The 23,124-nt window shown below is 61.5% G+C and carries 24 protein-coding genes and 1 pseudogene; 13 read left to right on the plus strand and 12 right to left on the minus strand.

Annotation, left to right across the window (positions count from 1 at the left end):
- Window positions 1–408: 408 nt before the first annotated feature.
- Window positions 409–750, minus strand: a complete 342-nt coding sequence (locus E5720_RS17875; RefSeq protein ID WP_136171760.1) for a hypothetical protein — start codon at window positions 748–750, stop codon at window positions 409–411.
- Between the two features lie 508 nt (window positions 751–1,258).
- On the opposite strand from E5720_RS17875, the gene E5720_RS17880 reads away from it, so the two are divergent.
- Window positions 1,259–1,510 (plus strand): hypothetical protein, encoded by a 252-nt coding sequence (locus E5720_RS17880; RefSeq protein WP_136171761.1) that lies wholly within the window; start codon window positions 1,259–1,261, stop codon window positions 1,508–1,510.
- Between the two features lie 159 nt (window positions 1,511–1,669).
- Here E5720_RS17880 and E5720_RS17885 read toward each other — a convergent pair whose 3' ends face one another.
- A complete protein-coding gene (locus E5720_RS17885; RefSeq protein ID WP_136171762.1) occupies window positions 1,670–2,260 on the minus strand; it encodes a DUF6461 domain-containing protein in 591 nt (196 codons plus the stop codon).
- Window positions 2,261–3,015: 755 nt separating this feature from the next.
- Here E5720_RS17885 and E5720_RS17890 point away from each other — a divergent pair.
- Window positions 3,016–3,375 (plus strand): hypothetical protein, encoded by a 360-nt coding sequence (locus E5720_RS17890; RefSeq protein WP_136171763.1) that lies wholly within the window; start codon window positions 3,016–3,018, stop codon window positions 3,373–3,375.
- A gap of 29 nt (window positions 3,376–3,404) precedes the next feature.
- On the opposite strand, the gene E5720_RS17895 is transcribed toward E5720_RS17890, so the two are convergent.
- Together E5720_RS17895 and E5720_RS21840 are read right to left on the minus strand one after the other, a co-directional pair.
- Window positions 3,405–3,752 (minus strand): hypothetical protein, encoded by a 348-nt coding sequence (locus tag E5720_RS17895; RefSeq protein WP_136171764.1) that lies wholly within the window; start codon window positions 3,750–3,752, stop codon window positions 3,405–3,407.
- A 113-nt stretch (window positions 3,753–3,865) separates the two neighbouring features.
- A complete protein-coding gene (locus tag E5720_RS21840; RefSeq protein WP_210729898.1) occupies window positions 3,866–5,146 on the minus strand; it encodes a hypothetical protein in 1,281 nt (426 codons plus the stop codon).
- Between the two features lie 282 nt (window positions 5,147–5,428).
- Between E5720_RS21840 and E5720_RS17905 the strand changes: the two genes are divergently transcribed.
- The 9 genes from E5720_RS17905 to E5720_RS17945 all read left to right on the plus strand — a co-directional run bounded on the left by E5720_RS17905 (window position 5,429) and on the right by E5720_RS17945 (window position 14,927).
- Window positions 5,429–6,247, plus strand: a complete 819-nt coding sequence (locus tag E5720_RS17905; protein WP_136171765.1) for a hypothetical protein — start codon at window positions 5,429–5,431, stop codon at window positions 6,245–6,247.
- 190 nt (window positions 6,248–6,437) lie between these two features.
- Window positions 6,438–7,124, plus strand: a complete 687-nt coding sequence (locus E5720_RS17910) for a hypothetical protein (protein ID WP_136171766.1) — start codon at window positions 6,438–6,440, stop codon at window positions 7,122–7,124.
- Window positions 7,125–7,153: 29 nt separating this feature from the next.
- A complete protein-coding gene (locus E5720_RS17915) occupies window positions 7,154–7,450 on the plus strand; it encodes a transcriptional regulator (protein WP_210729899.1) in 297 nt (98 codons plus the stop codon).
- A 280-nt stretch (window positions 7,451–7,730) separates the two neighbouring features.
- Complete coding sequence (locus E5720_RS17920) at window positions 7,731–7,913, plus strand: antitoxin VbhA family protein (RefSeq protein ID WP_136171768.1); 183 nt, start codon at window positions 7,731–7,733, stop codon at window positions 7,911–7,913.
- A 16-nt stretch (window positions 7,914–7,929) separates the two neighbouring features.
- Window positions 7,930–8,586, plus strand: a complete 657-nt coding sequence (locus E5720_RS17925; RefSeq protein ID WP_168708378.1) for a Fic family protein — start codon at window positions 7,930–7,932, stop codon at window positions 8,584–8,586.
- A gap of 1,131 nt (window positions 8,587–9,717) precedes the next feature.
- Window positions 9,718–10,236, plus strand: coding sequence for an SMI1/KNR4 family protein (locus E5720_RS17930; protein WP_136171769.1), 519 nt, complete (start codon window positions 9,718–9,720; stop codon window positions 10,234–10,236).
- Window positions 10,237–10,383: 147 nt separating this feature from the next.
- Window positions 10,384–10,962, plus strand: a complete 579-nt coding sequence (locus E5720_RS17935) for a hypothetical protein (RefSeq protein WP_136171770.1) — start codon at window positions 10,384–10,386, stop codon at window positions 10,960–10,962.
- Between the two features lie 434 nt (window positions 10,963–11,396).
- Window positions 11,397–12,155: a hypothetical protein gene (locus tag E5720_RS17940; protein WP_136171771.1), complete on the plus strand. Its 759-nt coding sequence runs from the start codon at window positions 11,397–11,399 to the stop codon at window positions 12,153–12,155.
- Between the two features lie 618 nt (window positions 12,156–12,773).
- Window positions 12,774–14,927, plus strand: a complete 2,154-nt coding sequence (locus E5720_RS17945; protein WP_136176626.1) for a hypothetical protein — start codon at window positions 12,774–12,776, stop codon at window positions 14,925–14,927.
- 352 nt (window positions 14,928–15,279) lie between these two features.
- On the opposite strand, the gene E5720_RS17950 is transcribed toward E5720_RS17945, so the two are convergent.
- Together E5720_RS17950 and E5720_RS17955 are read right to left on the minus strand one after the other, a co-directional pair.
- Complete coding sequence (locus E5720_RS17950) at window positions 15,280–15,921, minus strand: RES family NAD+ phosphorylase (protein ID WP_247596036.1); 642 nt, start codon at window positions 15,919–15,921, stop codon at window positions 15,280–15,282.
- A complete protein-coding gene (locus E5720_RS17955) occupies window positions 15,918–16,424 on the minus strand; it encodes a hypothetical protein (protein WP_136171773.1) in 507 nt (168 codons plus the stop codon). Before E5720_RS17955 ends, E5720_RS17950 begins: the two co-directional genes overlap by 4 nt.
- 179 nt (window positions 16,425–16,603) lie before the next feature.
- On the opposite strand from E5720_RS17955, the pseudogene E5720_RS21740 reads away from it, so the two are divergent.
- Window positions 16,604–16,776, plus strand: a pseudogene (locus E5720_RS21740) (hypothetical protein); the annotation flags it as partial.
- Between the two features lie 960 nt (window positions 16,777–17,736).
- Here the strand turns inward: E5720_RS21740 and E5720_RS22165 are convergent.
- From E5720_RS22165 to E5720_RS21845, 6 genes are all read right to left on the minus strand, one after another.
- Complete coding sequence (locus E5720_RS22165) at window positions 17,737–17,922, minus strand: Lsr2 family protein (RefSeq protein WP_247596037.1); 186 nt, start codon at window positions 17,920–17,922, stop codon at window positions 17,737–17,739.
- Window positions 17,923–18,174: 252 nt separating this feature from the next.
- Window positions 18,175–18,630, minus strand: coding sequence for a hypothetical protein (locus E5720_RS17965; protein WP_136171774.1), 456 nt, complete (start codon window positions 18,628–18,630; stop codon window positions 18,175–18,177).
- Window positions 18,631–18,656: 26 nt separating this feature from the next.
- Entirely contained in the window at window positions 18,657–19,928 is a 1,272-nt protein-coding gene (locus E5720_RS17970) for a DUF6745 domain-containing protein (protein ID WP_136171775.1), read from the minus strand.
- A gap of 619 nt (window positions 19,929–20,547) precedes the next feature.
- Entirely contained in the window at window positions 20,548–21,432 is an 885-nt protein-coding gene (locus tag E5720_RS17975; protein ID WP_136171776.1) for a PD40 domain-containing protein, read from the minus strand.
- A gap of 13 nt (window positions 21,433–21,445) precedes the next feature.
- Entirely contained in the window at window positions 21,446–21,775 is a 330-nt protein-coding gene (locus tag E5720_RS22170; RefSeq protein ID WP_247596038.1) for a hypothetical protein, read from the minus strand.
- 160 nt (window positions 21,776–21,935) lie between these two features.
- Window positions 21,936–22,580 (minus strand): DUF4190 domain-containing protein, encoded by a 645-nt coding sequence (locus E5720_RS21845; RefSeq protein ID WP_210729900.1) that lies wholly within the window; start codon window positions 22,578–22,580, stop codon window positions 21,936–21,938.
- A 349-nt stretch (window positions 22,581–22,929) separates the two neighbouring features.
- On the opposite strand from E5720_RS21845, the gene E5720_RS17990 reads away from it, so the two are divergent.
- Window positions 22,930–23,085 (plus strand): hypothetical protein, encoded by a 156-nt coding sequence (locus E5720_RS17990; RefSeq protein WP_247596039.1) that lies wholly within the window; start codon window positions 22,930–22,932, stop codon window positions 23,083–23,085.
- Window positions 23,086–23,124: the final 39 nt, after the last annotated feature.

Consider the following 23,124-nt stretch of genomic DNA (forward strand, 5'->3'; position numbering starts at 1 on the left):
TGGGTTCGCTCGGGCTAGCGCGTCGACTGCGCGACATCGCACTGCTCTGGGGTTTCACCCACACCGGACGATTCGCAGCTGCCCATCGAGCAAATATGGTGTTACACCCCCACAGCAATTCAAAATTCTTCAATTAAGCAGTCACGCGAGGTGTCCGTCGCAAGCTTGGCACCTGTGCACGCCGCCGCTGCCTGCGTTTTGCGCACCAAGATGTCAGTTCACAACCATCGAAGTCACGCGACGGCCTGCGTTTCTCGTGCGCGTCTCTATCGCGCCGAAGGATGGGGGCGAGCGCACCCGAACTTTTAGCGTGAGTTGGCGAGTTTTTGTACGGCGTCGGGGACCGGCCGACCGGTTTTGGCGCTAGCTGCGACCGCGGCCTGTGCCGCTGCCCGGCGGACGGCGAGGCTACGAATGGCCGGGGCCGGATTCTTCGGTGTTGCTGTGGTCATTTCCTGCCTCCTCGTCGTAATCTCCGTCCGAGTCTCCGAGCGCTATTTGCTCGGCGATGACTTGGACGATGTCGGAGTCGCTGCGTGTAGCCAGTCTAGATGCGACCAGAGTTTCGAGCACTTTCCATCCGAGTTGGGCTTCGGTGTCGGAGGTGCTGAAGGTGCGATCGAACGCCCAAGTGGTCCGTCGAAACCACTCGGAGCGGCGGTCTGCGGAGTTCTTCTGTTGCCAGGTGATGATGACACCGATGGTGGCGATCAGTCCGATGATCAGAGTGACCCACGCCTGCGCTGGCATCGTCGAGACTCTTTTCTGCCAAGGGTCGAGCTGAATGGACAGGAGACTAGGTGAAGGCTCCGACACGGACGCCGATCTGAGTTTCGGCGGGGAGCCCTGCAGGCTCGTCAGTCGGATAATTGGAGAGGGACAGGAGGTCACTCCTTTGCTGTTGGTGGAGTCGAGTGACCATGTGAACGAGGATGGTCGGTGCAGGATGTTCTTGGTGTTGGGCGGATTCGAGAGTGCCATCTTTTAGTCATCTTTTTGAGTTGAACGCGTGTGAATCCGGTTGTACGTCGGTGGTCGCTCGACTCCCTGAACTGCCAGGTGAACCGGCTTGTGGTGGACTCGGATGCATCCAGGCGAATTGTCATCACTCTGACAGCGGGTCCGGGGTTCGAATCCCTGATGGCGCACAAGAATGACCCCCTGACCAGCAGAAATGCAGGTCAGGGGGTCATCTTTTTGCCTTGGGGAGTCAGGTCTACTCATCACTTCGAGGGCAAAGTGATGAGTGAATTGGGCGATGTTTCCCCAGGTCGCGGTCCGCGTACGCGTCATCGACGATAATTCGACTCGCGGAACCATTGTCGCCACCGCCCAGGGCGCTCCGACGATGTCCGGTGCATTCGCCACCGTCGCTCTCAATACCGGTGCCGTCATCGGGCCGGTGGCCGGTGGTGTAGCCCTCGCGGCTGTGGGCTCGAGCGGGCCTGCCTGGGCCAGTGCTGTATTGGTGCTGCTGGCTGGTGGCGTGTTCAGTGTGGCCAGTCGCTGACCGATGACGACTGTCTGCTGGCTCGGCGGAGGGGAGGGGTCATGCGCGCGCCTTCGATCGGCACAGTGCTCGAGAACGTCGGGGCAGTCCGTCTGATCAGTCCGAGAACGCGGTGTCGTGACGGGAACCGAGTGCCGACATGCGATGGCCGACAACTGCTCAGTTGCGCCCGATGCCACACAAGAATGTCGCGTGGGAGATCTGATCGTCGGTGATCGTGTGCGACAGGTAGTTCGCGGCCAACGCGAACGATGCTTCCAGGACGTGGAATCGACCGTCCTGCATCGGGCCGGTCCCGTCGGGGTCTATCCCTACGTCGCGGAGGCGAATTCGCCACTGTTCGGGTATCGCACCGTCTCCGGTGAAACTAGTCCGCAGAAGGGGGTCGAAGGACACCACTTCGGTGCCGTCGTCCCACACCGAGAAGTGGCAGTCCGCATTGACGCTCTTGGAGTGCATCACCACGCGGCGTCCGGCCGAGAGGATGCGCAATTCGTCGTTGGTGACGTTGGTCCCCGGGGCGATCGCGAGAGTCACCTCACCGATCTGTGTGGCACCGATGACGGAGAATTCGTCCCAGTAGCGTTCGTTGAGACCGTCCAGGCCGATTGCTTCGCCGTCGAGTCGGGTGCACAGCGAGTCGATCACGGTCGGGGGATCGGTATCGGTGACGTAAGCAACGAACAATCCGTTCTCGACCCACTCGTACTGTGCGGTGAGCCAATCGAAGTCCGAAAATGTGGAGACCATAGTCCGATCGTCGCACGGTTCAGCACATCTCAGGTGGCGTTGTCGGCAATAACGCATCCAGCACGCGGGTACACCGGTAATGCTTGCGCGGATGAGACGTCGGGGAAGTGGGGGGCGTCGCTACTGTCGCTACTGGTGCGTCGACTGTACAAGCGGGACAACGGCAGTGGACCGGATGGTACCTCGTCGACACGGACGGTACCTCGTCGACACGGACGAACCGTGGTCGCTACTGACGACACATCCGTCCGGTCCGACGTACCTACGGTCTCGGGTTGGCTGGTGCTACAGCCGCGGGTTCGGCGCTGGTGTTCGTCGTGCTTGATACGGGGTTGGTGTCATGCAGAGTCGCCCGCAGCAGCGCGGCCTCGTGACACCGCATCGCTGATGCGAGTTGGGCGCGCTGCGTCTCGGGGGTTCGATCCACAGATGAGCTGAAGTCCGAAGTGATGCTGATTCGTTGGCAGCAATCTCGACCGGAGAACACTCGACGGGTATGGCCGCGAAATCTGCAAGTATTGGGGGCACGTCAGGTAGGGGTTACTACTCTGTTGCCCGCTTCGTCGGTATGCGAGCGTTGGGGCCAGTAGCTCGCCGTTTCGCCTTACTCCGGCCGTGATGGTTCGCGATCGATGTAACGCGTGCGCGATCGATGTAACGCGTGCGCGAGGCGCCGCGCTGCTGAGCAGAAACGGCCAGATGAAGCGCAGCGGGACAGAGTGGATTCCCGTGGGCGCTGTAGACGGAAGGTATAGATGAAGAAATATTTCATTGCTGTGCTCGGCGTCATCTTGGTCTTGTCGTGGACGGGATTGTCAATTTTCGAGACATCTTTGTGGATCGCGATCGCGGGGATGGCCGTGGCTGAGGTCGTCATTGCGTTGTTGCTGTTCACATCCCGATGGCGCAACAGGCGGGCCGCGGTGGTTGTAGCTGCGTTGGCGGCGTTCCAGTTCGGTCAAAGCTATTTCTACGAGCAGGTGCGGTACACATCGAGTGATCCGGTGATTCCGATAGACAACTTTGCGGTACTCATCCTCTGCGGGGTTGCGATCGCTTTGATCGCGTCTGGGCCAAGATGGCCACGTGTCAGCGATCAACGAGTAGATCCGTAATTTGGCGAGTCGGTGGGCAAATCGCTGAACTACCTGGCCGCCCGATGATCAGGTGGTCGGCCTGGCGCTGCAACATCGGCGAGGAAGAGGGCCATCATCAGCCCAGATCTATCGGAGGAGTCCACCGGTCGGAAAATGTGATCGAGCAGAGCCTCTACCGGAACTGGTTTCGGAATTTCGGCATACCTGTCGCTGACCCTTCCCAGCTTCAACAGATCGCTGTTGTCGACGCAATCGAGTATTGACCTGACATCCGAGCGAACTGCATCCCATGAGTTCGTCTCCATGAGCTTCAGTACATCCGCGATCGAGAGACAGTCGCCAACCTCGGTGATCCCGTGAAGAATCTTGTCGACCAGGTCGTCATCGTTGGACATGCGCTGCCATCCTCGGGGTTTGGAACGTTTTGTCGGCGTCAGCCTTATTCTCAGTGCCGACTGATCCGTGTTCGGTCGGCCAAGACGGAAAGAGTCGCTGCACTTGCTCGGCGTCAATCGGCGGATTTCTGTAAGCCTGGAAACGCAGACCGGAGTTCGGTGTGAAGTTCAGCCACATTTGCTGCATATGTGTGGGACGCGTGTCCGAGCGTCTCCACGGCCGCCTTGTGTGGATATTCGTCGGCGGCGCTGAGCAGGCTCGGTATTGCCATGGAGGCGGCGTCGACCATCATGTCGTACGGGTTGTCGAGTGTTTCGTTCAATGGTTCGTAGGATCCCGAGTACGAAACCGACGTCGTCTCGGTCTCATCGTAGATGTCCTCTGCCGCCGCCAGTTCGGCTTCCCTGTCCGCGCCCAGTTGCGCAAATGCTCTGCCGATCTCGTGGTAGCCGGTGAACGGCGACGGCAACGCTCGCCCGGAGGTGAGGGCATCGAGTGCCGGCCGCACCCAGGGCCGCTCCGAGAGGCCGGCAAAGTCGAAGGCTGCGGTGGCGCACCAGGTAGCGATGTTGCGCGCGGTGGTGTCGTCGGCGGCGAGTATCGACATCACCAATTCTCGGTCGTACCGTGTGAGGTCCTGTCCACCGTTGTAGGACAACACTTGCGGGATCGGCTCACCACCCCACATCGCGCGTTCACGGTCGAGTCTCTGCTGTTTCAACTCGGCGCGGCTGAGCAACTGTGTTGTTCCGTCCTCGTGAAAGAGGGTGATGAAGGCAGGTGATTCGGGCTCCGACCGGAAACTGTCGACATCGGAGTCGAATGCAGAAGAGGACGGTTCGGACGCTGGACCTGGATCATCGACGACGGGCTTGTCGTCGTCCGGGACTCCGTAACCCGGCATGTCCCAGCGGATCGCGGCGCGAGCCTCGGCCCCGTCCGATGGCCACAGGCGGATTCGCCACACGTCACCGGGAGTGGTGCCACCGGGCCACCCGTAGTTCACGAAACCGCGCCCGCTGACCTGAACCAGATAGTCGCCGGGCGGGATGGCGCAATCGACTGGGTCCATGGTCGTCGAATCGATCTGGAGGACACCCTCAGGACCGATCTCGAGCCGGTCTTCGCTGACTTGTTGCCACTGGTCGTCATCACTCGACGGCCGAGCGGTGAACAACTCGACGTCGATCGACATCTCGAAGTTGTTCTGGTGAGGGCTCAGTATCACCAGTGTTTTGCCGTCGCCGGCGGCGGGCTGACTGGCCAAAGCTTGTTTGAGTAGCGGATATTCGTTCTCGCCGTCGTCGAGACCGCCACGGAGATAGAACTGGCCGTGGTCCATCGTCAGCTCTACGTGGTCGGAACTGACGGCCGTTTCGGAGTGCTCGGTCATGTCGAACACAGTGCCAGGCGACAGGGTAGCGGGGCGAGGATTTCGCGGAACTACTACGGCTTCGGTCAGCCTCGACTCCTTCGTTGCCGACACGTTCGCGACCACGCGATCGGCCGACAACGACATGCGCCGTGTCGTTCTAGGCCGGCGGCGAGGACGGCTGCCGCCCCGGCGTGCGCACTTGTGAGATGCCCTCCTGTAGCGGGGATCAACGGCGGGATCGTCGACTCAACTAGATGAGACGTCTTGCTGCTGGTGCGGTTGGGGTGTGAGGCTGCACGAATGGGGAATCTGGATGCAATGCGCTTGCTCGACACCGTTCCAGGGCGGACATTCGTCTCGGGAATGGTCGACGACTTCCAACGCGCGGGCGCGGGACTTTCCGCGGAGGCGTTTCTGCGATCACGGTCGATGGCAGGGCTGGTGTGTGCTGTGCAGGGGGACATCAGTGGCTATCTCTATGGCGGCGGACTTGACGATGCACTGTCCGTCGATCCCCACGACCCCGGCATCGTTGCGATGGCGGAAGCGACGGTTGCCGAGCTAGACGCACCATCTCATGAGACGTTCACGAGTCCGCAACGTCACCACGGATGTGTCGACGTGCTTCGGCAGCCTCGTGTGACCAATCGGCGAGCATCGTCGGAGGTCCTGCCGGCCGGGGCATTGTGGACCGCGACCCCTCTGGCCGGCGGCGTGGACACGTGGACTCACAGCCGTGAAACGGACGATCCGGAAAACCTGTACGAGCTTCATTTCGACCCCGCGCAGGTTCGGGTCGCTCGAGTCGACAGCGCTGCCGACTGGGTCACCCTGCTGCATTCTCATGCACGGGTCGACTCGGCGTCGGGGACTGTGTATCCGGACTGGGTTTCGATCGCATCGAGTGTGGACGCCGTGCATCTGTCACTGCTGGGTTTGCTGACGGCCCATCCGCGACTGTCGGAGGTGCCCGCTGCCGATTCGCGTGACAACTACGGGCACAGCAAGAGTGGTGCGTGGCCGGGCGTCGGTGACTGGTCGACCGTCAGCACGGCATGGATAGTGCTGCCCGAACACCGTCGCTGGGCCCCATCGATGGAGAACTCGCTCGATCGCTAGAGAGAACCTCGTTCGAGCGACTCCGGTGCATTCGGTGGTTCGGTCGAGGGTCCGACGCGCGGCGGAGCCTGTAATCGAACGGTTGATGTCGGTCACGGCGGGTGGTCGGGGGCATCGAGGTCAGCGCGAGGTTTGCAATGCAAACTGGACGCAACTAAGGTTTGTATCGCAAACCACAGTGGAGGTACGGATGAGTCGACAACCGGAGGATCGAACCCCGGATCAGGTCCTCGACGACGTGAACGAACTGCGCGTGAAGACCCGTGCTGCTCGACCTCGGTTGTCCGTGCCACTGTTCATGGTTGCCGTGCTGATCTCGGGTGCTATGCCTTTGTATGTGCAGCGGCCGGTGTTTTCGGGTGAGAGTTCGACAAGCAACCCTCTCGGCATCAGTGGTCTTCTCGACTTGGTTTCGCCGACTGCCGCGACGATCTACTGGCTTATTGCTGTGCCACTGTGTGTTGTGGCGGTCAGTTATTACTGCAATCGGGCCGGAGGTCGCTCTGGTGTGCGGTTTCGTGTGCAGCCGTGGCTGTGGAGCGGGATCGTGTTGTTCGTTCTCGCGGTGTTCGCTACGCGGAACGGGTTGTTCGGTTTCGCTGGGAATCTGATGATTCGTGGTTTGATCCCCTTGCTGACAGTGTCGGTGGCGGTTCTCGTTTGGGGTCTTGTTCTGCGCTCGGTGTTGCTGAGCGCAATCGGTGCTGTTGCGGTCGCGACGAGTCTGGTGTCGAATTTGTACAACGTCGAGAACCTCGTGCCACAGCAGTACGCGATCGACGATCGATACAGTCTGCTGCTGAATATCGCCGTCACCGCTTCGGTGTTTCTCGTGGGGGCGTTGGTGGCCGTTGTCGTCGAACGAGCTCACCGGTGACCCACCCGAGCAGTAATCTGAATGACATTGTGCATCAACGTAATCGATTGGGAATACTGGCTGTCCTCGTCGAGGCCGATGAGGTCGAATTCGTGTTCGTCAAGGATGTGCTGGCGCTTACGGCCGGAAATCTTTCGAGGCATCTTTCGGTCCTTGCCGGGGCTGAACTGGTGCACATTCGAAAGGAAGCAGGCGAGAAGAAGACGTGGGTGTCCGTCACCAAGGCTGGTCGCCGCGCTTTCCGAGCTGAAATCGACGCCCTCCGCAAGATTGTCGAGGCGAACCCGGTCGAGAAGACACCACCACCTCCCGGTGGTCGATCTTAGGAGACCTGACGGTCAACGCCGCATGTTCGATCAGTCCAGGGTTGGAAGAGCTGCTCTGCAGCGCTCAGGAAAGATCGCAATGGCCGACGATGCAATCCGGAGTGACGGCGCTCGTAGAGATTCAGCAGTAACGCGCACCGAATTCATTTCCCGTTACGGCACCGCCGACGAGCCGAATGTACTGGCAGCCAGCGTGAGAGAGTGGTGAACCCGAGGAGGAGGTAACTCGCTGCGTGGGCCAGGTTGGCAGTAGTATGGGTTGAAGTAGAGGAGGTGTCGGATGTCGATACGACGACCAGCGGGAGATCGTGCGCGGGCTATCGACGCTGCTCGCGTCAACAGTGCTTTGGAGGGTGCCCGCAGCACCGATGCGACCCGTGCGGACCAGGATGCGTATGTTCGCGGCGAGATCGACATCGCCGAGCTCGGGCATCGGGTGCGCAGCCGGTACAACCTCTCCTGAACCGGATCGCCTTCCCATGGACGACGTACCCCCATGGGATACCGGCGACTACGACCTTAATTGGCCCGGGTATTTTATTCCGGGCTCTTCGGTGCTCCGTAACCGCGTGGGAGCGACAACTAGGGAAACACTGGCCGGCGCCGAGAATGACCTCGTCGAAGTGCGGGTCGCCGAACTGCGCAACAATCCCAGTGCCGTGACGCGGACGTACGACCTTGATCACTTGAAGGCGTTGCATCAGTATCTGTTTCAGGATGTCTACCTGTGGGCTGGTGAGCTGCGGACGGTAGGTATCGAGAAAGAAAATGAGTCCTTCATGCCGCCGGGCGACATTGGGCGGCCGGTCGCCTACATCGCTGGGCAGATCGCCGAGACGAAGCATCTCCGTTCGATCTCGAACGCAGACCTACCCGGCTGTCTCGCGGAGATGTACGACTTCGTCAATTTTGCCCATCCCTTTCGGGAGGGCAACGGCCGCACACAGAGGGAGTTCTTCGATCAGTTGTTGTCCGAGTCGGGGCGTGGTCTGGCGTGGGATGCGATCGAGCTGGCTGAACTGCACCGCGCATGCCATCTTGCGCGGGCGGAGCAGAACATGGAACCGCTCCGAACGATGTTCGCGAAGATCGTCGACGACGATCCGGCGTACCGTTTCGGCCGTGATACTTCGTGAACGGCTGTCATCGGCACTGGTGTAGCGACGGTTCGCAGTCCAGGGCAAGGACACTGCACAGGCAAGTTCTCTGCGGTGCGGCGTGTCATCGTCCCGATGCTGGAGCTCCAAGAAGTTCGAGGGAGCTCATCACTTTCAATCTTGGTGAAGTCGAATGGCCACGGCGGTCCGTTTGGACCATGCCGGACCGAACAGGACTCATATGGACCGGGAGCAGGTCGGCGGAGGTCATCGTTTACTCATCACTTTGGGGCGTACCCGGGTGGATTCACGCGGACGCCGATGGTCACTCGATTCGCCGAACACCCAGCTCAGCGGCACCGTGATGGACGCGAGTGTATCCACGTGAATTGTTATCTCTTGTACAGCGGGTCCGGGGTTCGAATCCCTGATGGCGCACAAGAAAGACCTCCTGACCAGCAGAAATGCAGGTCAGGAGGTCATCTTTTTGCCTTGGGGAGTCAGGTCTACTCATCACTTTGAGGGCAAAGTGATGAGTGAATTTGGCGATGTTTCGCCAGGTCGCGATCCGCGTACGCGTCATCGACGATGATTCGACTCGCGGAACCGTTTGTCCGGGATTCGATTGCGATCGATGGCGTGCATATCCGCTTCTGACCTGCTCTTCGGTGTTGTCGTCGGCCGTAGAAGTACCGCGTGGATACGGCTGTGGACCGTAAGGTCATCACTTACTCATCACTTTGCCCTGCGCAATGCCTGGCGTTGGCACTTTTGCCAGTCGAGCAAGGGGTCGGATTCGGTGGATGGTTCGACGGCGCGAGTCCGCTTAGAAACTGTTCGCGGCGCCGGCGGAGATTTCGCGAGGTTCGGAGCTGGGCTCGATCGGATGCGAAAATGGAATAGCTATCTGATCCCGCGAGCGCGGAGCGTATTCGGCTTGCATCGATCCAGGAAGTTCGGCGGCTTGCCCGGCGGATCAAAGAGGTGCTGGGCGCGTGGAAACCCGATACTCGCTTGATCAGAGGTTAGGCTCGTAAATTCGATGATCCCTCTGCGCAGTAGGGTCGGGCAATGTCGTTGACTCATGAGTGGAACCTCCTCGTGACTGCGCTGCGTGACGTGGCGCCGGTGACGGCGTGAACGCTCAGGCCATGTGCGTCGAAGAGCGCGGTGAAGCGGGCCGAGACAGCGACGGTTCCGTGGCCGGACGAGCTTCGCGAGTTCTTCGGCCTTCACGACGGTCAGAACGAAGTCGGCGGCGCGGGACTCGTCGTTCCGGCTGGACGTCTGCTGCAGGTCGTGGAGATACCTCAACGGCATTCCGACATGGTCGAAGTCATGGCGGATATCGTTGCAACAGAACCAGATATGTACGACGGGACCTACGCCGAGATCGTCGACAACTTGATCGAGGCGGGCGTCGAGGCAGAAGATCACCTGTTCCTACCGGGGTACGTCCCTATCGCGGCATGGGATTCGAATCTGATGTATTGCGACACCCGTTCGGGAGAGATGCGGGGGAGCGTGTCGTACCGATCAGACGACGGCGGGCACCTGGGTGTGCCAACCTGGCCGTCTTTGGAAGCGTTCGTCCGCGACGTCAGGTTGGCCGTCACTGATCGCATATCGATCGGCTGGTACACCACAGCGGTCGACAACGGGGTGCTGGACTGGGACACCGTCGAATGACGTTGCGGCAGTTCAGCAGCACCGAGGTGGCGGTAAGGGCAGCGGCGGCCCGCCTTGGGACGCCACCTTACGAGACATTCTGCTGTTGCGGTTCACGCTTGCCGATTTCGTCCGACAGGCGCGTTATTGGGAGACGGAGGCGTCCAGGTGACGATTACTCCGTGCCGTGACGGCTCACCCGCTCAATGGTTGATCGATCAGAGACGCGATTGGTGGGATTTGGTCACCCGCGGCCCGTCGGGGTACAAGCGCTATGCACGGTTGAGGTTCATCCCGGACCCGACCTACGACGGTCAGCGCGAAATGGACACAGACTTCGCCAACGACGGACCGTCCGAGATCGCCCAGCTCGGAATCGCTGTCTCGACGCTCGTTCGGTTCACCACCACTCCGCGCGAGTGCTATTTCCTGATCTGGGAGGGCTACGAAAACCTCGACCACTTCAAGGCTGCGACAGTCTCGATCCCGGAGCGGCCCTGCTACCTCTTCCAAGGTACTGCGGAGGACGTGTCGACGTGGAAGGACGCCCGAGACGACTCGGGTGAGCTTCCGATACCTGCGTTTGTGTGGCCTGCCGATCGTGCGTGGTGCATCGCCAACGACGTCGACCCCCACTTCGCCACGATCGGTGCCGGCGAGTCCGCTATCGCTGATCTTCTTCGCACTGCACGAATCGATACGACGCCGGACGATCCCACCAAGTACCCACCGTTCTACGGATTCTGAAGGCCACGGCTCAAAGAACGCGTTCGACGCGCGGGCCGAGGCGCAGTCCCTGCAGCGCAACGGTTTCTAGTCGGCGCGTCGACGATCACGAGGTAGAAGACCAACGCGAAAATGGTGTCGGCCAGAGGCGGGGAATACCGAAGCCCATCGCGGGCGAACTACACCGCGCGCACGGCGACAAACGTGACGTTGGACGCGAACAAGGGCCACAACATCGCTTTCGCGATCCACCCTGCTCTGTGTGTTACCGGCTTACTCGTTTACAAGTCGTGAGTGATCTGTGGTGACCAGGATGCTCGGCTCCCCTCCCTCCGATGTTGAAGGCCGAAGCTGAGGGCACGATGCGACGTCGATCGTTGTCGTTGTTGTTGCCGTGGGCGCGCCGCGCCCCTACTCCGTAGGAAAGGTCGACTTTCGGTGGCAGTCTGTCCGGTATGACCGACCGCGCAGACGATGAACCGTGGTACTTCACCGACCTCCTCTCGGATGTGTCGGTGGGGGACTGGGTGAGCGAGAGCACCTCGGCATTCGACGGAACCGTCACAGCTCTCGTGCCAGGCGGGTTCGAGACGTACTCCCGGGTTCTCCATCCTGCCCGGATGAAGTCGGCGTCCGGCATCACTGTGCCCGTGCGATGGTCGATCGTTGCGGATGCGCTCGGCGCGGTCATGCACCAGAGCGTCGCGTGGGGGTCGATGATCGAGGCGGGTGTCCGCCAGGGCCGCGGGACGGGTCAGGGTTCGCTCTGGACGGACAGTCCGCATCCGGGGGAGTTGAGCGTGAACGAGGCAGAAGTGTTGGGTTCGGTTCTCGCCGGCCTCACGACCACACCTGATGACTGCTTCTTCGGATTTTGGGAAGGTGTCGGCCTGCAGGGTGTTCGACGTGATCAGGCGGGTCTTGTACTGCCCGGTCGCAAGCACCTACTGGTCCGCGGCGCTGTGGCCGACGTGTCACGGGGCCTGCAGGGCTTCTTGCCGCACGTGTGGTGGCCGGCGGATCGCGCATGGTTCGTCGCAACGGATGTCGATCTGACGTCGACGTATGTCGGCGGATCGACCGATGTCGCGAATGCTCTTGCGGCGGAGCACCCGGGACTGGAGTGCGTCGGATCGTGGCGAGGAGCGAACATCACCTGGACATGCGACACCATCAATCCTCGACCGCCGGAACCGTATTCGCACTACCACTGACGTCGCGCGGCAGGGTCGTCGTGGTCACGGACACGAGTAGACGTCCCGGTCTGTTTCGTCCTGTCGGCGAGCTTTTCTGCACCGTACGGTTCCCAATCGCGGTTGGGATGCCGGTGAGGGAGGGTTCGTGCCGTGCGTAAGGCTGTTGGTGATGGTGCTGTGGGTCGTGTTGCTTGCTGTCGGGCGGCCTATCGGTATCGGATTATGGGGCGGTCCGGATTCGGGTCGTCGAGGTAGTGCGTCGCCTTTCCCGGGGTACGAGCCCGCGCAGAGGAGCAGCGGGGGATCCAGAGGGACCGTCGGCGCGTTGGTGAACACTAACGTCACCGAGCGATGGTTTCACGGCCCGAGCGCACGGCACCGCCTCAAAGTTATTGCAGTAGTCAACCGTTGACAATCCGATAGCATTGTGAGTGCCGAAGGATGCGGTGACATAGCGGCTCCGGAGAGGGTGCCGTAACTGTGTTCTCTACGTGAATCGCTTGAACCCGAGTGGCCAACGTTGTTGCCCTGGCCGGTCCGGACTGTAAACCGGTCTTGCTCTCCCCCGATCACGAGCAGTTGGAGTCCGGCGCCAGGTGCATGCTTCCGGCATTGCACTCGGGTAGTTTCTTGATCATGGCTCCGACGTGGGAACAAGTTCGAGGCGCGAACTACGGCACGATGGGACGCCCCGTAGGGGGGACCGTTCATCGCCCCGACGGTTCGTCGCAGCTGGTGATGCACGTTCCGGACGCGACGTGGCGGTACGAGAACGTCTCCGGTGAACCAACATTCATCGAAAATCCCACCGACATGTGGTCGCGTGGGACCGACGGGACGATGGTCCACTCCGTCAAGTCGCCAAACACCATGTATGCGGTCATGGGGACCAGCCTTCCGTCCCAGCTTCTGCGCGCCTACGACACATTCCCACCCAAGACCACCCGCGGGTTCGACGAGCCGCGGTTCGTTGATCCCAGTGCGCCCCGGCAGACCTCGGTTCGCGGTCGCGTGGGGTGGGAAGTGACCGCGCGCGATCAGCACGCTAACGAATCGGTCACGTATGTGTTCGACGCGGAACTCGGTGTGGCGGTCCGTTGGCAGCAGGGCGAGGCGTGGATCGAACTCGAAAGTCCTACTCTGGACGAGCTGTTCGATCCGGCCCTGTTCGAATGGTCGGGTCCTTCGCGTTCGGCCGAGGACGACATGGCGAAGCACCAACGGGAGCATGAGGAACGCCAGCGCGCCTTGGCCGGTATTCCTCAGGCGATACCGACGTGGTTGCCGCTGAGGACGCATGTCCAGTCACTGTCGGGTGATCGTCGGACCGGTGAACTCAGCTTGTCGGTGAGCGGGCACGCACCTCAATTCACACTGCGCCGCTGGGTGACAACCATCGGTGAGCCGAAGCTCGAATGGCCGAACGATACGACACCCGAACGCCACCGGCAGTCCATCGGCGACTGGACCTACGAGATACGTAGTTACCAGGACATCGACAAGGGCGACTGTGTACGCATCGTCGAGTCGATCGTCCCCGTCGACCCGCCCGACCGCGACGCAGCGGAGATTACCGCCGAAATCGCCGTGGAGGAGCACGACCGCCGTGAAGCAGAAGTGCTCGCCACCCTCGGGACCGGCAGGGTCCTAGCCGACCACCTGACAAGCGAGTCACTGCTCATCCGAACCGATTTCAGTGACGACGACGCCTGGCGCGCTGTCGCCGTCGCCGCGATGGCACCGATCGAGGAAGGTGACGGCACCGAATTCGCCGCGTACCTCACCTGTATCGACAACCGGGAGAACGACGGTATGACCGTGGAGGGATTGCTCGATGCACTCGGCGACCCGCCCCCGTACTATGCGTTTCTCGTCGATGCCGAATCCATGCAGAACCCCGAAATGCCCATCGTCGTCGTCTACACCGGCCCTGACGAATCGGACCGCCCACGCGGTCGGACTTTTCGCGTCATCCCGTCGGAAATGTGGGGTGTGGAGAACAACCTGTCGATCGCGAAGATGGACTTCGAGAGTTTCGCGGACAGCACCGACGAAGACGGCGTGTTCCGTGGGTTTCCCGAACCGGTGCGGCCCGTCGAAGAGGTGACGACGCGCGAGATCGCGCAGTGGATCGCTGGTGATCTCCATACCGACACACTGCGCGAGTTGCACGCCGTCCTCGACGGGCGGAAGTATCCGTACCCGGTGCAACTCTTCGAGGTCGACATGCTCGAGGTGCACACGCAGACCCGCGACGCTCACAACAGTTCCGCAGACATACTCGGTTACGACGAGTTCCTGGAGGCGACGTCATCCGGTGGCCCGGCGCTGCGCGGTAGCGTGCCCGCCCACAATGCGTACTGGTGGTTCGTTCTGGATCCCAGTTCCCACCGCCCTCTGGCGGCATACCGCATCAGATACCAGCCGTACACTCCCCCGCCCGCCGAAGATGGTGTGCCGCAAACGCTCCGGTTCGAGGTCCCATTCGTGAACACCGAGCCCGTATCGGCGGCGCTACTGACGGACGACGACGACCTGGTCGATCGGAGCATCGTCAAGGACGCCATTCTGACCGAGGCCGCGCGCCTGCACAGCGACGCCGCCATCACCGGCGGCGAACCCATCATGCCGCGCATTCCGCGTCTCCCCGGATTCAGCATCGGTGCTCACCTGCGAATCGATGGTGAGCACGTGTTCTACGTTGCCATCGTCACCGACGTCCACGACGAATTTATCGTCAAGGAAGTGCCGGCCACAGGAATGCGCATCGTCGGCCCCGGGGAACCGTGATCACTCAGTGTAAGGCTTTGTCGCCTTCTGTCGCCGTATGCGCCGTCGATCCTGAGCACGTGGTCGTATTTGCCGAACGCATCGATATCTATCCGTTCGCCGACATCGATCGAGCCACCGGAGTCGCTACAACACTCAGAACCGCCAGCGCACTACTCACCCTCCACGTCGACCTTATGGTGACAACAATACGAGGAGCTGCACCGAGGCCAGACGTGGCTTCCGACCGCGGAGACACAGCTCGAAGCGGAGCTATCTGTCCGGTCGCGACAACGGGCTGCAGCGATCAGCAGAGCCCAGAAGCGGGAGCTGCGATTGCGGACCGCACCTCACTGCGCTGTGGCCGAAAGCGTCAGAGCGACTGGGGTATGGGTAGGACGGTGATGCCGGTGTCGTGTTGAAGTGCGTCGATCAGGTCCGGTCGTTCGGACAATGTGGCGGTCGTAGATATCGCGTAGCTGTGCGGGTCCTTGTTCGCGGATGTATGGGTGCCGGCGGTGTCGAACAAGGCTAGGCAAGCGTGAGTGTGCGCGAGATCGTGCCGCGCCCAGTAGCGGATCCCCGTGAATCCTGCACTACGGAGCGCCGACGCCCACAGCTGCGTCAGCTGATAGTTGCCGGTTGTGAATACTTCTGCGGTGACACCGAATTGAGCAGCAGCGTTGGATGTCAGATCAGCAAGCTCACGCGGCTCGGTGATCCGCATACGCGTCAGAGCGCGTGCGCTCAGTTCGGTGCTCGGGACCACCCGCATCCCACCCCAGGTCTCGAGCAAGGTGATCTGTTCGGACTCGGCGGTATAGCAGGTGCCGTGCATGTTGGCGAGGTCGAAACGTCCGTGTCCGCCGTTCGCAAACCACAACGGCCCGCGAGTAGCGCTGTGGCAGCGAAACACCTCCGCGCCGGCCGGGGTGCGGAACACCGGAAATCGATCACGGAGGTGATCCGGTGGGGGAGGAGCGAGTAGGTGCAGTGCGGTGCGCGGGGCGCTCACGCAGCGAGCTGCTCGGTCGCCGCACGAGCAAGATCAGCGACCGATGGCCCGTCTCCGTCGAGCAACGCCTGCCGGGCTGTTCGGCCGCCGAGTTCGGGTTGTTCGGTCATCAGCCACGACGCGGCCATCCACCCACTGGCGTCGGCGCTGGCCCATGCCCGTAGGACGTCCTTGATTCCGAGAATCGGCCGCGCTGGTGTGCCGTGGTCGAACCCGGCAACGGAGTACCCCGCAGAGCCGTCGGCGGCGACCAGTCGCAGTACGCGGTATTCTCGGACTGCTTGGCTCAGTGCTTGTTTCGTCCACCCGGTCACATCCAGTACCTGCTTGTGGGTGAGGATTGCGCCGATATGGTTCTCCCACGCGCGGCGCGCCTTCAGCCCGGACAGTACGTTGCGGATTCCGTTCTCGACGAACGCGACATCACTGGGGTTCAGCTCGGTGTGGCCAAGTCCGCTGGCGGCGAGTTCGGCGGCGACGAGGTCCTGCAGCGGGGTGCTCATACCGCCACGCTACCGGGGTCAATCAGGTCAAGTCAATCATGTCAACTCGGCTGGGGTCGGGGTCTGAAACCTTCTACGGCACCGGGCCTCCCCGTGATGCGGTGCGGAGCCATACGCTTGTCGAGACGATTCCCCGAGCGGGTGGGCCCTACGATAGGGCGGCGTTGAGGAGGTGTCGAATGTCGGTACGAAGACCATCAGGTAGTCGTGTGCGGGCCATCGACGCTGCTCGAACCAATAGTGCTCTCGAAGGTGCCGCAGTACCGATGCCACGCGTGCGGGCCAGGATGCGTACGTCCGCGGCGAGATCGATATTGCCGAGCTGGGGCATCGGGTGCGTAGGCGGTACAACTGGACAACGCACTTCTCTGAGACACCAGAGGCGATGACCTGGACTGGGTCGGGTACTTCTTTCCCGGATCGTCCGTGCTGCGTAACTGCGTGGGAGCTACGATCGAGAAACCCGGCCGCCGCCGAGAACGATCTGTCTCATGTGAAGGCGTTGCACCGGTATCTGTTCCTAGAACTGTACTTGTGGGCCGGTGAGCTGCGGTCGGCTGGGATCGAGAGGGCGATGAGTCGCTAATGATGCCTGGCAACACCGTTCGGCCTTTCGATTTCATCGCTGCGCGGGAGGTCGTGAACGTGAGATTGGCATTGGTGTCGCGTTACTGTCGTCGCGTCGTCTGCAGCAGTGGCCGTCACTCGTATAGTTTTCGTTTCGCTCGGCGAGTTCGGCATGCATGATCGGCCCGTGGTTGGCGCTTCCGGGGCGAGCTGTTGTATTCCGACGTCGGATCCACCGAAGCGGCGACGAAGCACGCGGTGGGCGCGTCTGCCTGTACCGTCAATTGTGAGCGCTCAAGCCAGGTTTCAGGTCATCACTTTGAAACGAGGTGGAGTCGAATGACCATGCCGGTCCGTTTGGACGGTGGGGGGACGAGGGGGACGTTGATGGACCGGAGACAGTCGAAAGTGGTCATCTTTTACTCATCACTTTGAGTCGAACTCGGGTGGATTCACCCGCACTCTGACGGTCTCTCGATTCGCCGAACAACCTGGTCAGCTGACGTGTGGTGGACTCTGGTGGGTCTACTGGAATTGTTACCTCTTTTACAGCGGGTCCGGGGTTCGAATCCCTGATGGCGCACAACGAGTGCCCCTGAGCAGCGTTTTCGCTGGTCAGGGGCACTTTTTGTTGTTGTGAGAAGCTTGTGGGTGACCAGATCCACGACCTGGCCCGAGCTCGCCCGCGCGACGCGTCACCACCGGCACTCGCTCACGTCCAAGAAAAGAAGGCGGATCCCGTCGGTCAGTGAGCGGCGGTGTATGTCTCTTCGATAATGATGGGAGTTCGGCCACGTTCGCTGATTTCGTAACTCTGGTCGAACGCTGACTGCCGGATCACCCGTGTCTGCTCCGGATCACGGTTGCCCGATCCGCCGGCCGCTGTCGCTGTCGATGCGGCAGCGGGGTAGGGGATACGCTGTGCGGCCACAGCCTCGTGTCGCGTGCCCTAGGTAGTAGCGGAGCTTCTTGCAAAATCGTTCGCGTTCTGCGCGTTCAGGTCGACCGAGTACTCGACGCCGTAGATCGCGTATTCGATCGTTTCGTCGGATTCGTCGTCGATGACCGACCGTCGATTCCGTCCACCATTTGGGTTGTCTCTCGTTCGGCAACAGCCCATGGCACCACTCGGTGACACCACTGCGGCGGAGCCGAAATGTTACACCTCGTGGCGGAGCCGCACTCAGTCGGCGACCAACTGCGTCGACTCGAAGTACCCACCTCGACCACGCTCACGTTGCCTGCCGATGACGTAACGGCCCGGGGCAATTCCGGTGGCTCCGTGTTCGGGGTGGATCAGGTAGGCGGTCACCGTGTTGTCGAGAATTCCGAGCGCCAGACGCCGCGTATCGCTCACCGGTGTCGACCACGTGCATCGGCCGCCATCGGCTACGAGGCTGTGCGGATTTCCGCCCGCTGCGCTGCGCAGCAACTCGATTCCGGACAGGGTCACGTCGTCGATCCGCGTCCACACCCCGGTGGAGACGACGCCTTCGAGCAGCGCATACGGAACGACGATGAGGTCGCCTTGGGCTTGCATACCGTCGATGATCGGCACCGAAATTTCCTTGTCGAGATAGTCGAAGACATCGAGGCCGGTCATCGTTGTCAATGTGGACAGGGTCATGTTCTGATTCATCTGAGTCACCTTGTGTGAGAGTAGGTTCAGGTTCGGCGGAGCAATTGGGCGTAGTTTTCTCCGCTGAGGCCGTAGGTCCAGCCTGCGGCGTCGAGGGCCGAGAAGAATTCACCTGGAACGTGCAGGCCGTAGCGTCTGCGCTGGCCGTCGCGTTCGCGAGACCCATTGACAGCGAGAAGCACTCGACCTTCGCCGCCCCAGCCGGCAGGGGTCGCGAACAGCTGCAGAGTGCAGCCGTCGTTGCCTGGATCGTCGGCGTTGTCGACCAGGGTGAGTCCTGCAGCGTCGATGTAGTTGTCCCACCCGATGCGATCGATTGCGGCGCGGCGGATCTCGACGTTGCGTTCGACGGTGATGCGTTCGACGCTCGGATCGAGCACCACCCAATCCGGCACAATTGTGCCGTTCAGGACGTATATCGCACTGCCGTCAGCGAATTGGATCGCCGGTTCGTCGTGGTGGTGCAGCCGTCTTTCACCGTGTACTCGATCGGGAATGGGTTCGGAGTGCAGCACGGTCGGTCGTTCGGACATGACGCAGACATCGTCGAACGCCCACCACCATCCCGTCGATTCGGTTAGGGCAACAAGTGCGTCGAGCAGTTCGTTGTCCTGTGGTTGGAAAGTTGCCAGGCCGAGGCGACGGTAGATGTCGTAGTACGCCATGCGGTGTGCTTCCTGCTGGCCGTACCACGGGATTCCGCCGACGAGGGGCGGCATCAGTGTCCTGATGGCGGGTGCGACGCCGTCGAACAGGCTGGTGTGCAACGAGTCCCACACCGTCGATCGAATGATCGGGTTCAGTCCGATGCCCGCGCGGACCGACATTTCGGGTGGCTGATTTCGTACTGCAGCCGTTGTGCGACCTTGGGCTGCTCTGAGCGCCCGAGACCGGATCGTCATCGGCCATCGGGGTGGTGGCCGTTCGCTCACCGGCAGCCGGATGCATGCGTCCATTCGGGAGCGTGAAATGGAGAGCAACGTTGCGATGCGAGCCGATGCACAGGTGGGGCCTTCGACGGCAAAGGTTACAGCTGAAGCCAAGTCGTCCCCGGCGATGTGGGCCGCTGCAGCTGCCGGAGACGGTTCCCATACGAAGCGAGGAACGGGTAGGTCGGCATGTCGATACAGCTGAGCTACAGCAGATTCGGCAGAGTGTCGATCCGATGGACTGGCGCGCATTCCGTGACCGAGATAGGTGTCGCGCATGGATACGACACGGCGGATAAGTTCTGAATGGGGGTCTTCGATGAGTGTCCCGTGCGACGAAGAAGTCGAGGGAATCTGCACGGCGCTCACGCGATGGAGGCTGTGTCAGCCTTTCCGGTAGTCATGGGAACAGCCTGACACACATGATGCGTCGCCGCCAGTGGTGCGCTCGAGTATTCCTGGCGGGCTGTTGCAAACCCTGCAAATCAAAAGTGGTCATAGTTCCTCAGTCCTCAGTGCTCCGATGCCGGCGCAGGGGACGTAGCCGGGGTCAGGATGCCCTGACGGCGACGTACTGACGTAAAGACCTGATCATCGGCTGTTGAGGCGCGTTCTTGGCGACGGCGGCTGCGGATTCGGTGGTCAAGCGAGGCCAGGGTCGCGATCGAGCGCAAGTTCGAGGTCCGGTCCTGTGGCACCCGAGTCCGGCAGCTGCACAAACAGCATTCTCGCCGTCGTCACTGCGTGCTAGCCATCTTCACCGAGTACGTTCCAGTCACCGCTACCGCGGACCCCAGGCCTATATCGATCACGTCTTTCGCCGGACTATTCTCGCGGGCGATTGCCGCCCGCGGCGGTCGACATAGCCAGTAGCAAAAAACTCGGCGCATAAACCGGCCCGGTTCTCAGACCACTCGGCGTAATCGACCTTGCAGATTGGACGCATCGCGAAGGCGAGCGAACCCAAAAGTGCAACGTAGCTCGCGGGTCAACGTCCGCCACCCACGGTCGGCATCTGACCGCTCAGGGAGCGTGGAGTCAGCCGTTTCTGGTCGGATCCGTCGGGGTTCATCGATGCAATCTCAGGCTGGGAGCCGGTGGCGATGTCGGTCACCAGTTCACCCATCTGCGTAACCGCCCGGTCGTACAGTATGCGCGAGCCGTCGGGTGTGAACTTCGGATGTACGGCGTAGGTATCGGTGAGAGGTGTGATCTGCCCGCCGCCGGAAGGCATTGCGTAGATCTCGGAGCCGTTGTTGCCGCCTCGGTTACTGGAGAAGACGAGCGTCGACCCATCGGGCGAAAAGGCAGGGTCGGAGTTCCAGAACTGGTCGCGCAGAAGCACTGTCGATTCCCCGCCGTTGACAGGCACTTCGTTCAGATACCCGCCGGTGACGTAGACCACCCGTGAGCTATCCGGGGAGAATGTCGCTCCGAAGGCCGACTCTTCTTGCGCGATGACATGTGCGTCGGATCCGTCGACGTTCATGATGTTGATGCTGCCGTTTGCGGTAAACGCGATCTTGGATCCGTCGGGTGAGAAAGCCGGTTGGTAGCCACCCTCGTACACCGACGTCGATTCACCCGACTCGAGGTCGATGATCTCGATGAACCGGCCTCGGGCGTACGCGAGTTGCTCGCCATCGGGGGAGAGGGCGGCGCCGTACCCGTAGTTCGGGTCCCGACTGTCTTCGCCCACGGTCGGGGTGACCTGACGTAAGCCGGAGCCGTCGATGTTCATGACAAACAGCTGGCCCCATCCGTCGTCGAAAGCCACGACCACCGGTGTCGGCTCGGGCGGAGGGTCGTCGGCGCATCCTCCTGTGAGCATTGTCAGCGCGACGAGCGCGGAGATCAGCCGGATCCGATGCATCGGGCAATCATCTTCAGAACTGCCAATGTGCCGCCGCCGACCGCGATTGTGTCGACGACGGTGTTGGTGGAGGCGTCGATGACGGCGACGGACTGGCTTGTTCCTTCGACGGCGTACACCGGCCGGCCGCCGAGGCAATTCCCACTGGAACGCCTCCGGTGGGAACCGTCGCGATGACAGTGTCGTGGGCGGAGATGTCGCCGGATCCTGCGTTGGTTACGTAGACGGTGCCGTCGAGCGTTGTTGCCAGGACGGGGTTCTTTCCGACGGGGACTGTCGATTCGACGGTGTAGGTCTGTGGGCGAGGTGATGCGGACGGGCGCGCAGAATTCAGCACAGACATGGTTTTTCGCAGGTAAACAACGAGTCACTGGCATTTCAACCTATTGGCCCGAAAAGTTGTTCGTCTAGCGAAGGATGAAGAATAGTCCGGACGCAGGATTGGTGACCGATTCGTGGGCATTCTGCTCGGGCTTGCTGCCCGCTCACGAGTTGGGCAGGGATTACGGTCCGGGGACCCAGTACCCGGCTTCGCCGCCGCCATTCGACACGCACACCATGTCCACGCCTTCCGGCGAGGCCGCGATTCCTCGCGCCAAAGGATCGCACGACGCACCCTGATCGGGGTAGGCGATTATCGATGCCGAGCGCACCCAGCGTGCAGTGCTTCGGCCTGCGTAGGCGCACTTGAGGAATGTGCCGTCCGAGGAGGTGGCGTGGTTGTCCACCGCTGGATCGCAGGGATCGTCGACGGCGGGGAGAGCGATGGGAGGTTCCTCCGGGACCTCGATCGTCGTTTCCACTGGCGGGGGAGTTGTCAGGGACGGAACGAGCACGGTTGCAGGTGGCGCTTCCAGCGGTGTCGCAGGAAGCGAATAGTCCTGGTAGACGGTCGCGTTCGTCGAATCGTCGGCGGTCAGTCCGGTTCCAAAGGCGTAGACGACGGTCGCGACAAAGATAGCTTCGATCGCGCCTAGCGCAAGACCTGCGATCGCCAGCCCGCGGCCGGTGGGCCGCCGAAATGCCAGAATCCCGAACACGATCGCGACGGGAAAGAGTCCCAGCAGCGCTGCAACGAGCGCGATCACGGCATACGTGTTGATCGGATCGAATGTTTTGCCCTGGCTCTTGTTCAGATCGACGGTCATCGTCGCGCCACTCCGTTCATCAGGTCCATGTGACTGCGACGCTAGGCCGTCGGCCCCGGTCCGAGGAAACTACCGCTAGGTAACCGTTCGAACGAATGATCACCTTACGGGGACGCGTTGAGATTTGCTGACGGTGCCGGATCGCCCGGTTGCTGCTCGTTGCTCGCATGCCGAGCCGTCAACGTCGTCGACGTGAGTCGGACGACCTCCCGTAAATAGGTATCGGGTGCGCTGCGCCGCGAGGCCCGACGAGCTCGTCGGGCAGAACTTCGGAACCATAGGCAAAGCATTACTATAGGGACAGAGTTGAGGACGTATCGAATGCCGATACGACGACCGGCAGGCGGTCGTGCGCGTGCTATTGACGCTGCTCGAACCAACAGTGCACTCGAAGGTGCCCGCAGTACTGATGCCACACGCGCGGATTCAGGACGCGTACGTCCGCGGCGAGATCGATATCGCCGAGCTCGGGTATCGGGTGCGTAGCCGTTACAACCTCGCCTGATTTGTCTCGCCTCGGTGGGTGACGCATTTCTGTAGGACA

The organism is Rhodococcus sp. PAMC28707 (assembly GCF_004795915.1).
In the GTDB taxonomy this organism is placed as follows: Bacteria; Actinomycetota; Actinomycetes; order Mycobacteriales; family Mycobacteriaceae; genus Rhodococcoides.

Excerpts from the sequence above, each read along its gene's own strand:
- E5720_RS17890 (WP_136171763.1), top strand. The coding sequence starts at position 3,016 with ATGAAGAAATATTTCATTGCTGTGCTCGGCGTCATCTTGGTCTTGTCG.
- E5720_RS17975 (WP_136171776.1), bottom strand. The coding sequence starts at position 21,432 with ATGCATCGGATCCGGCTGATCTCCGCGCTCGTCGCGCTGACAATGCTC.
- E5720_RS17955 (WP_136171773.1), bottom strand. The coding sequence starts at position 16,424 with ATGAGCACCCCGCTGCAGGACCTCGTCGCCGCCGAACTCGCCGCCAGC.
- E5720_RS17940 (WP_136171771.1), top strand. The coding sequence starts at position 11,397 with ATGACCGACCGCGCAGACGATGAACCGTGGTACTTCACCGACCTCCTC.
- E5720_RS21840 (WP_210729898.1), bottom strand. The coding sequence starts at position 5,146 with ATGACCGAGCACTCCGAAACGGCCGTCAGTTCCGACCACGTAGAGCTG.
- E5720_RS17945 (WP_136176626.1), top strand. The coding sequence starts at position 12,774 with ATGGCTCCGACGTGGGAACAAGTTCGAGGCGCGAACTACGGCACGATG.
- E5720_RS17875 (WP_136171760.1), bottom strand. The coding sequence starts at position 750 with ATGCCAGCGCAGGCGTGGGTCACTCTGATCATCGGACTGATCGCCACC.
- E5720_RS17880 (WP_136171761.1), top strand. The coding sequence starts at position 1,259 with ATGTTTCCCCAGGTCGCGGTCCGCGTACGCGTCATCGACGATAATTCG.
- E5720_RS22170 (WP_247596038.1), bottom strand. The coding sequence starts at position 21,775 with ATGTCTGTGCTGAATTCTGCGCGCCCGTCCGCATCACCTCGCCCACAG.
- E5720_RS17920 (WP_136171768.1), top strand. The coding sequence starts at position 7,731 with ATGTCGATACGACGACCAGCGGGAGATCGTGCGCGGGCTATCGACGCT.
- E5720_RS17925 (WP_168708378.1), top strand. The coding sequence starts at position 7,930 with ATGGACGACGTACCCCCATGGGATACCGGCGACTACGACCTTAATTGG.
- E5720_RS17910 (WP_136171766.1), top strand. The coding sequence starts at position 6,438 with ATGAGTCGACAACCGGAGGATCGAACCCCGGATCAGGTCCTCGACGAC.
- E5720_RS17965 (WP_136171774.1), bottom strand. The coding sequence starts at position 18,630 with ATGAATCAGAACATGACCCTGTCCACATTGACAACGATGACCGGCCTC.
- E5720_RS21845 (WP_210729900.1), bottom strand. The coding sequence starts at position 22,580 with ATGACCGTCGATCTGAACAAGAGCCAGGGCAAAACATTCGATCCGATC.
- E5720_RS17895 (WP_136171764.1), bottom strand. The coding sequence starts at position 3,752 with ATGTCCAACGATGACGACCTGGTCGACAAGATTCTTCACGGGATCACC.
- E5720_RS17905 (WP_136171765.1), top strand. The coding sequence starts at position 5,429 with ATGGGGAATCTGGATGCAATGCGCTTGCTCGACACCGTTCCAGGGCGG.
- E5720_RS17885 (WP_136171762.1), bottom strand. The coding sequence starts at position 2,260 with ATGGTCTCCACATTTTCGGACTTCGATTGGCTCACCGCACAGTACGAG.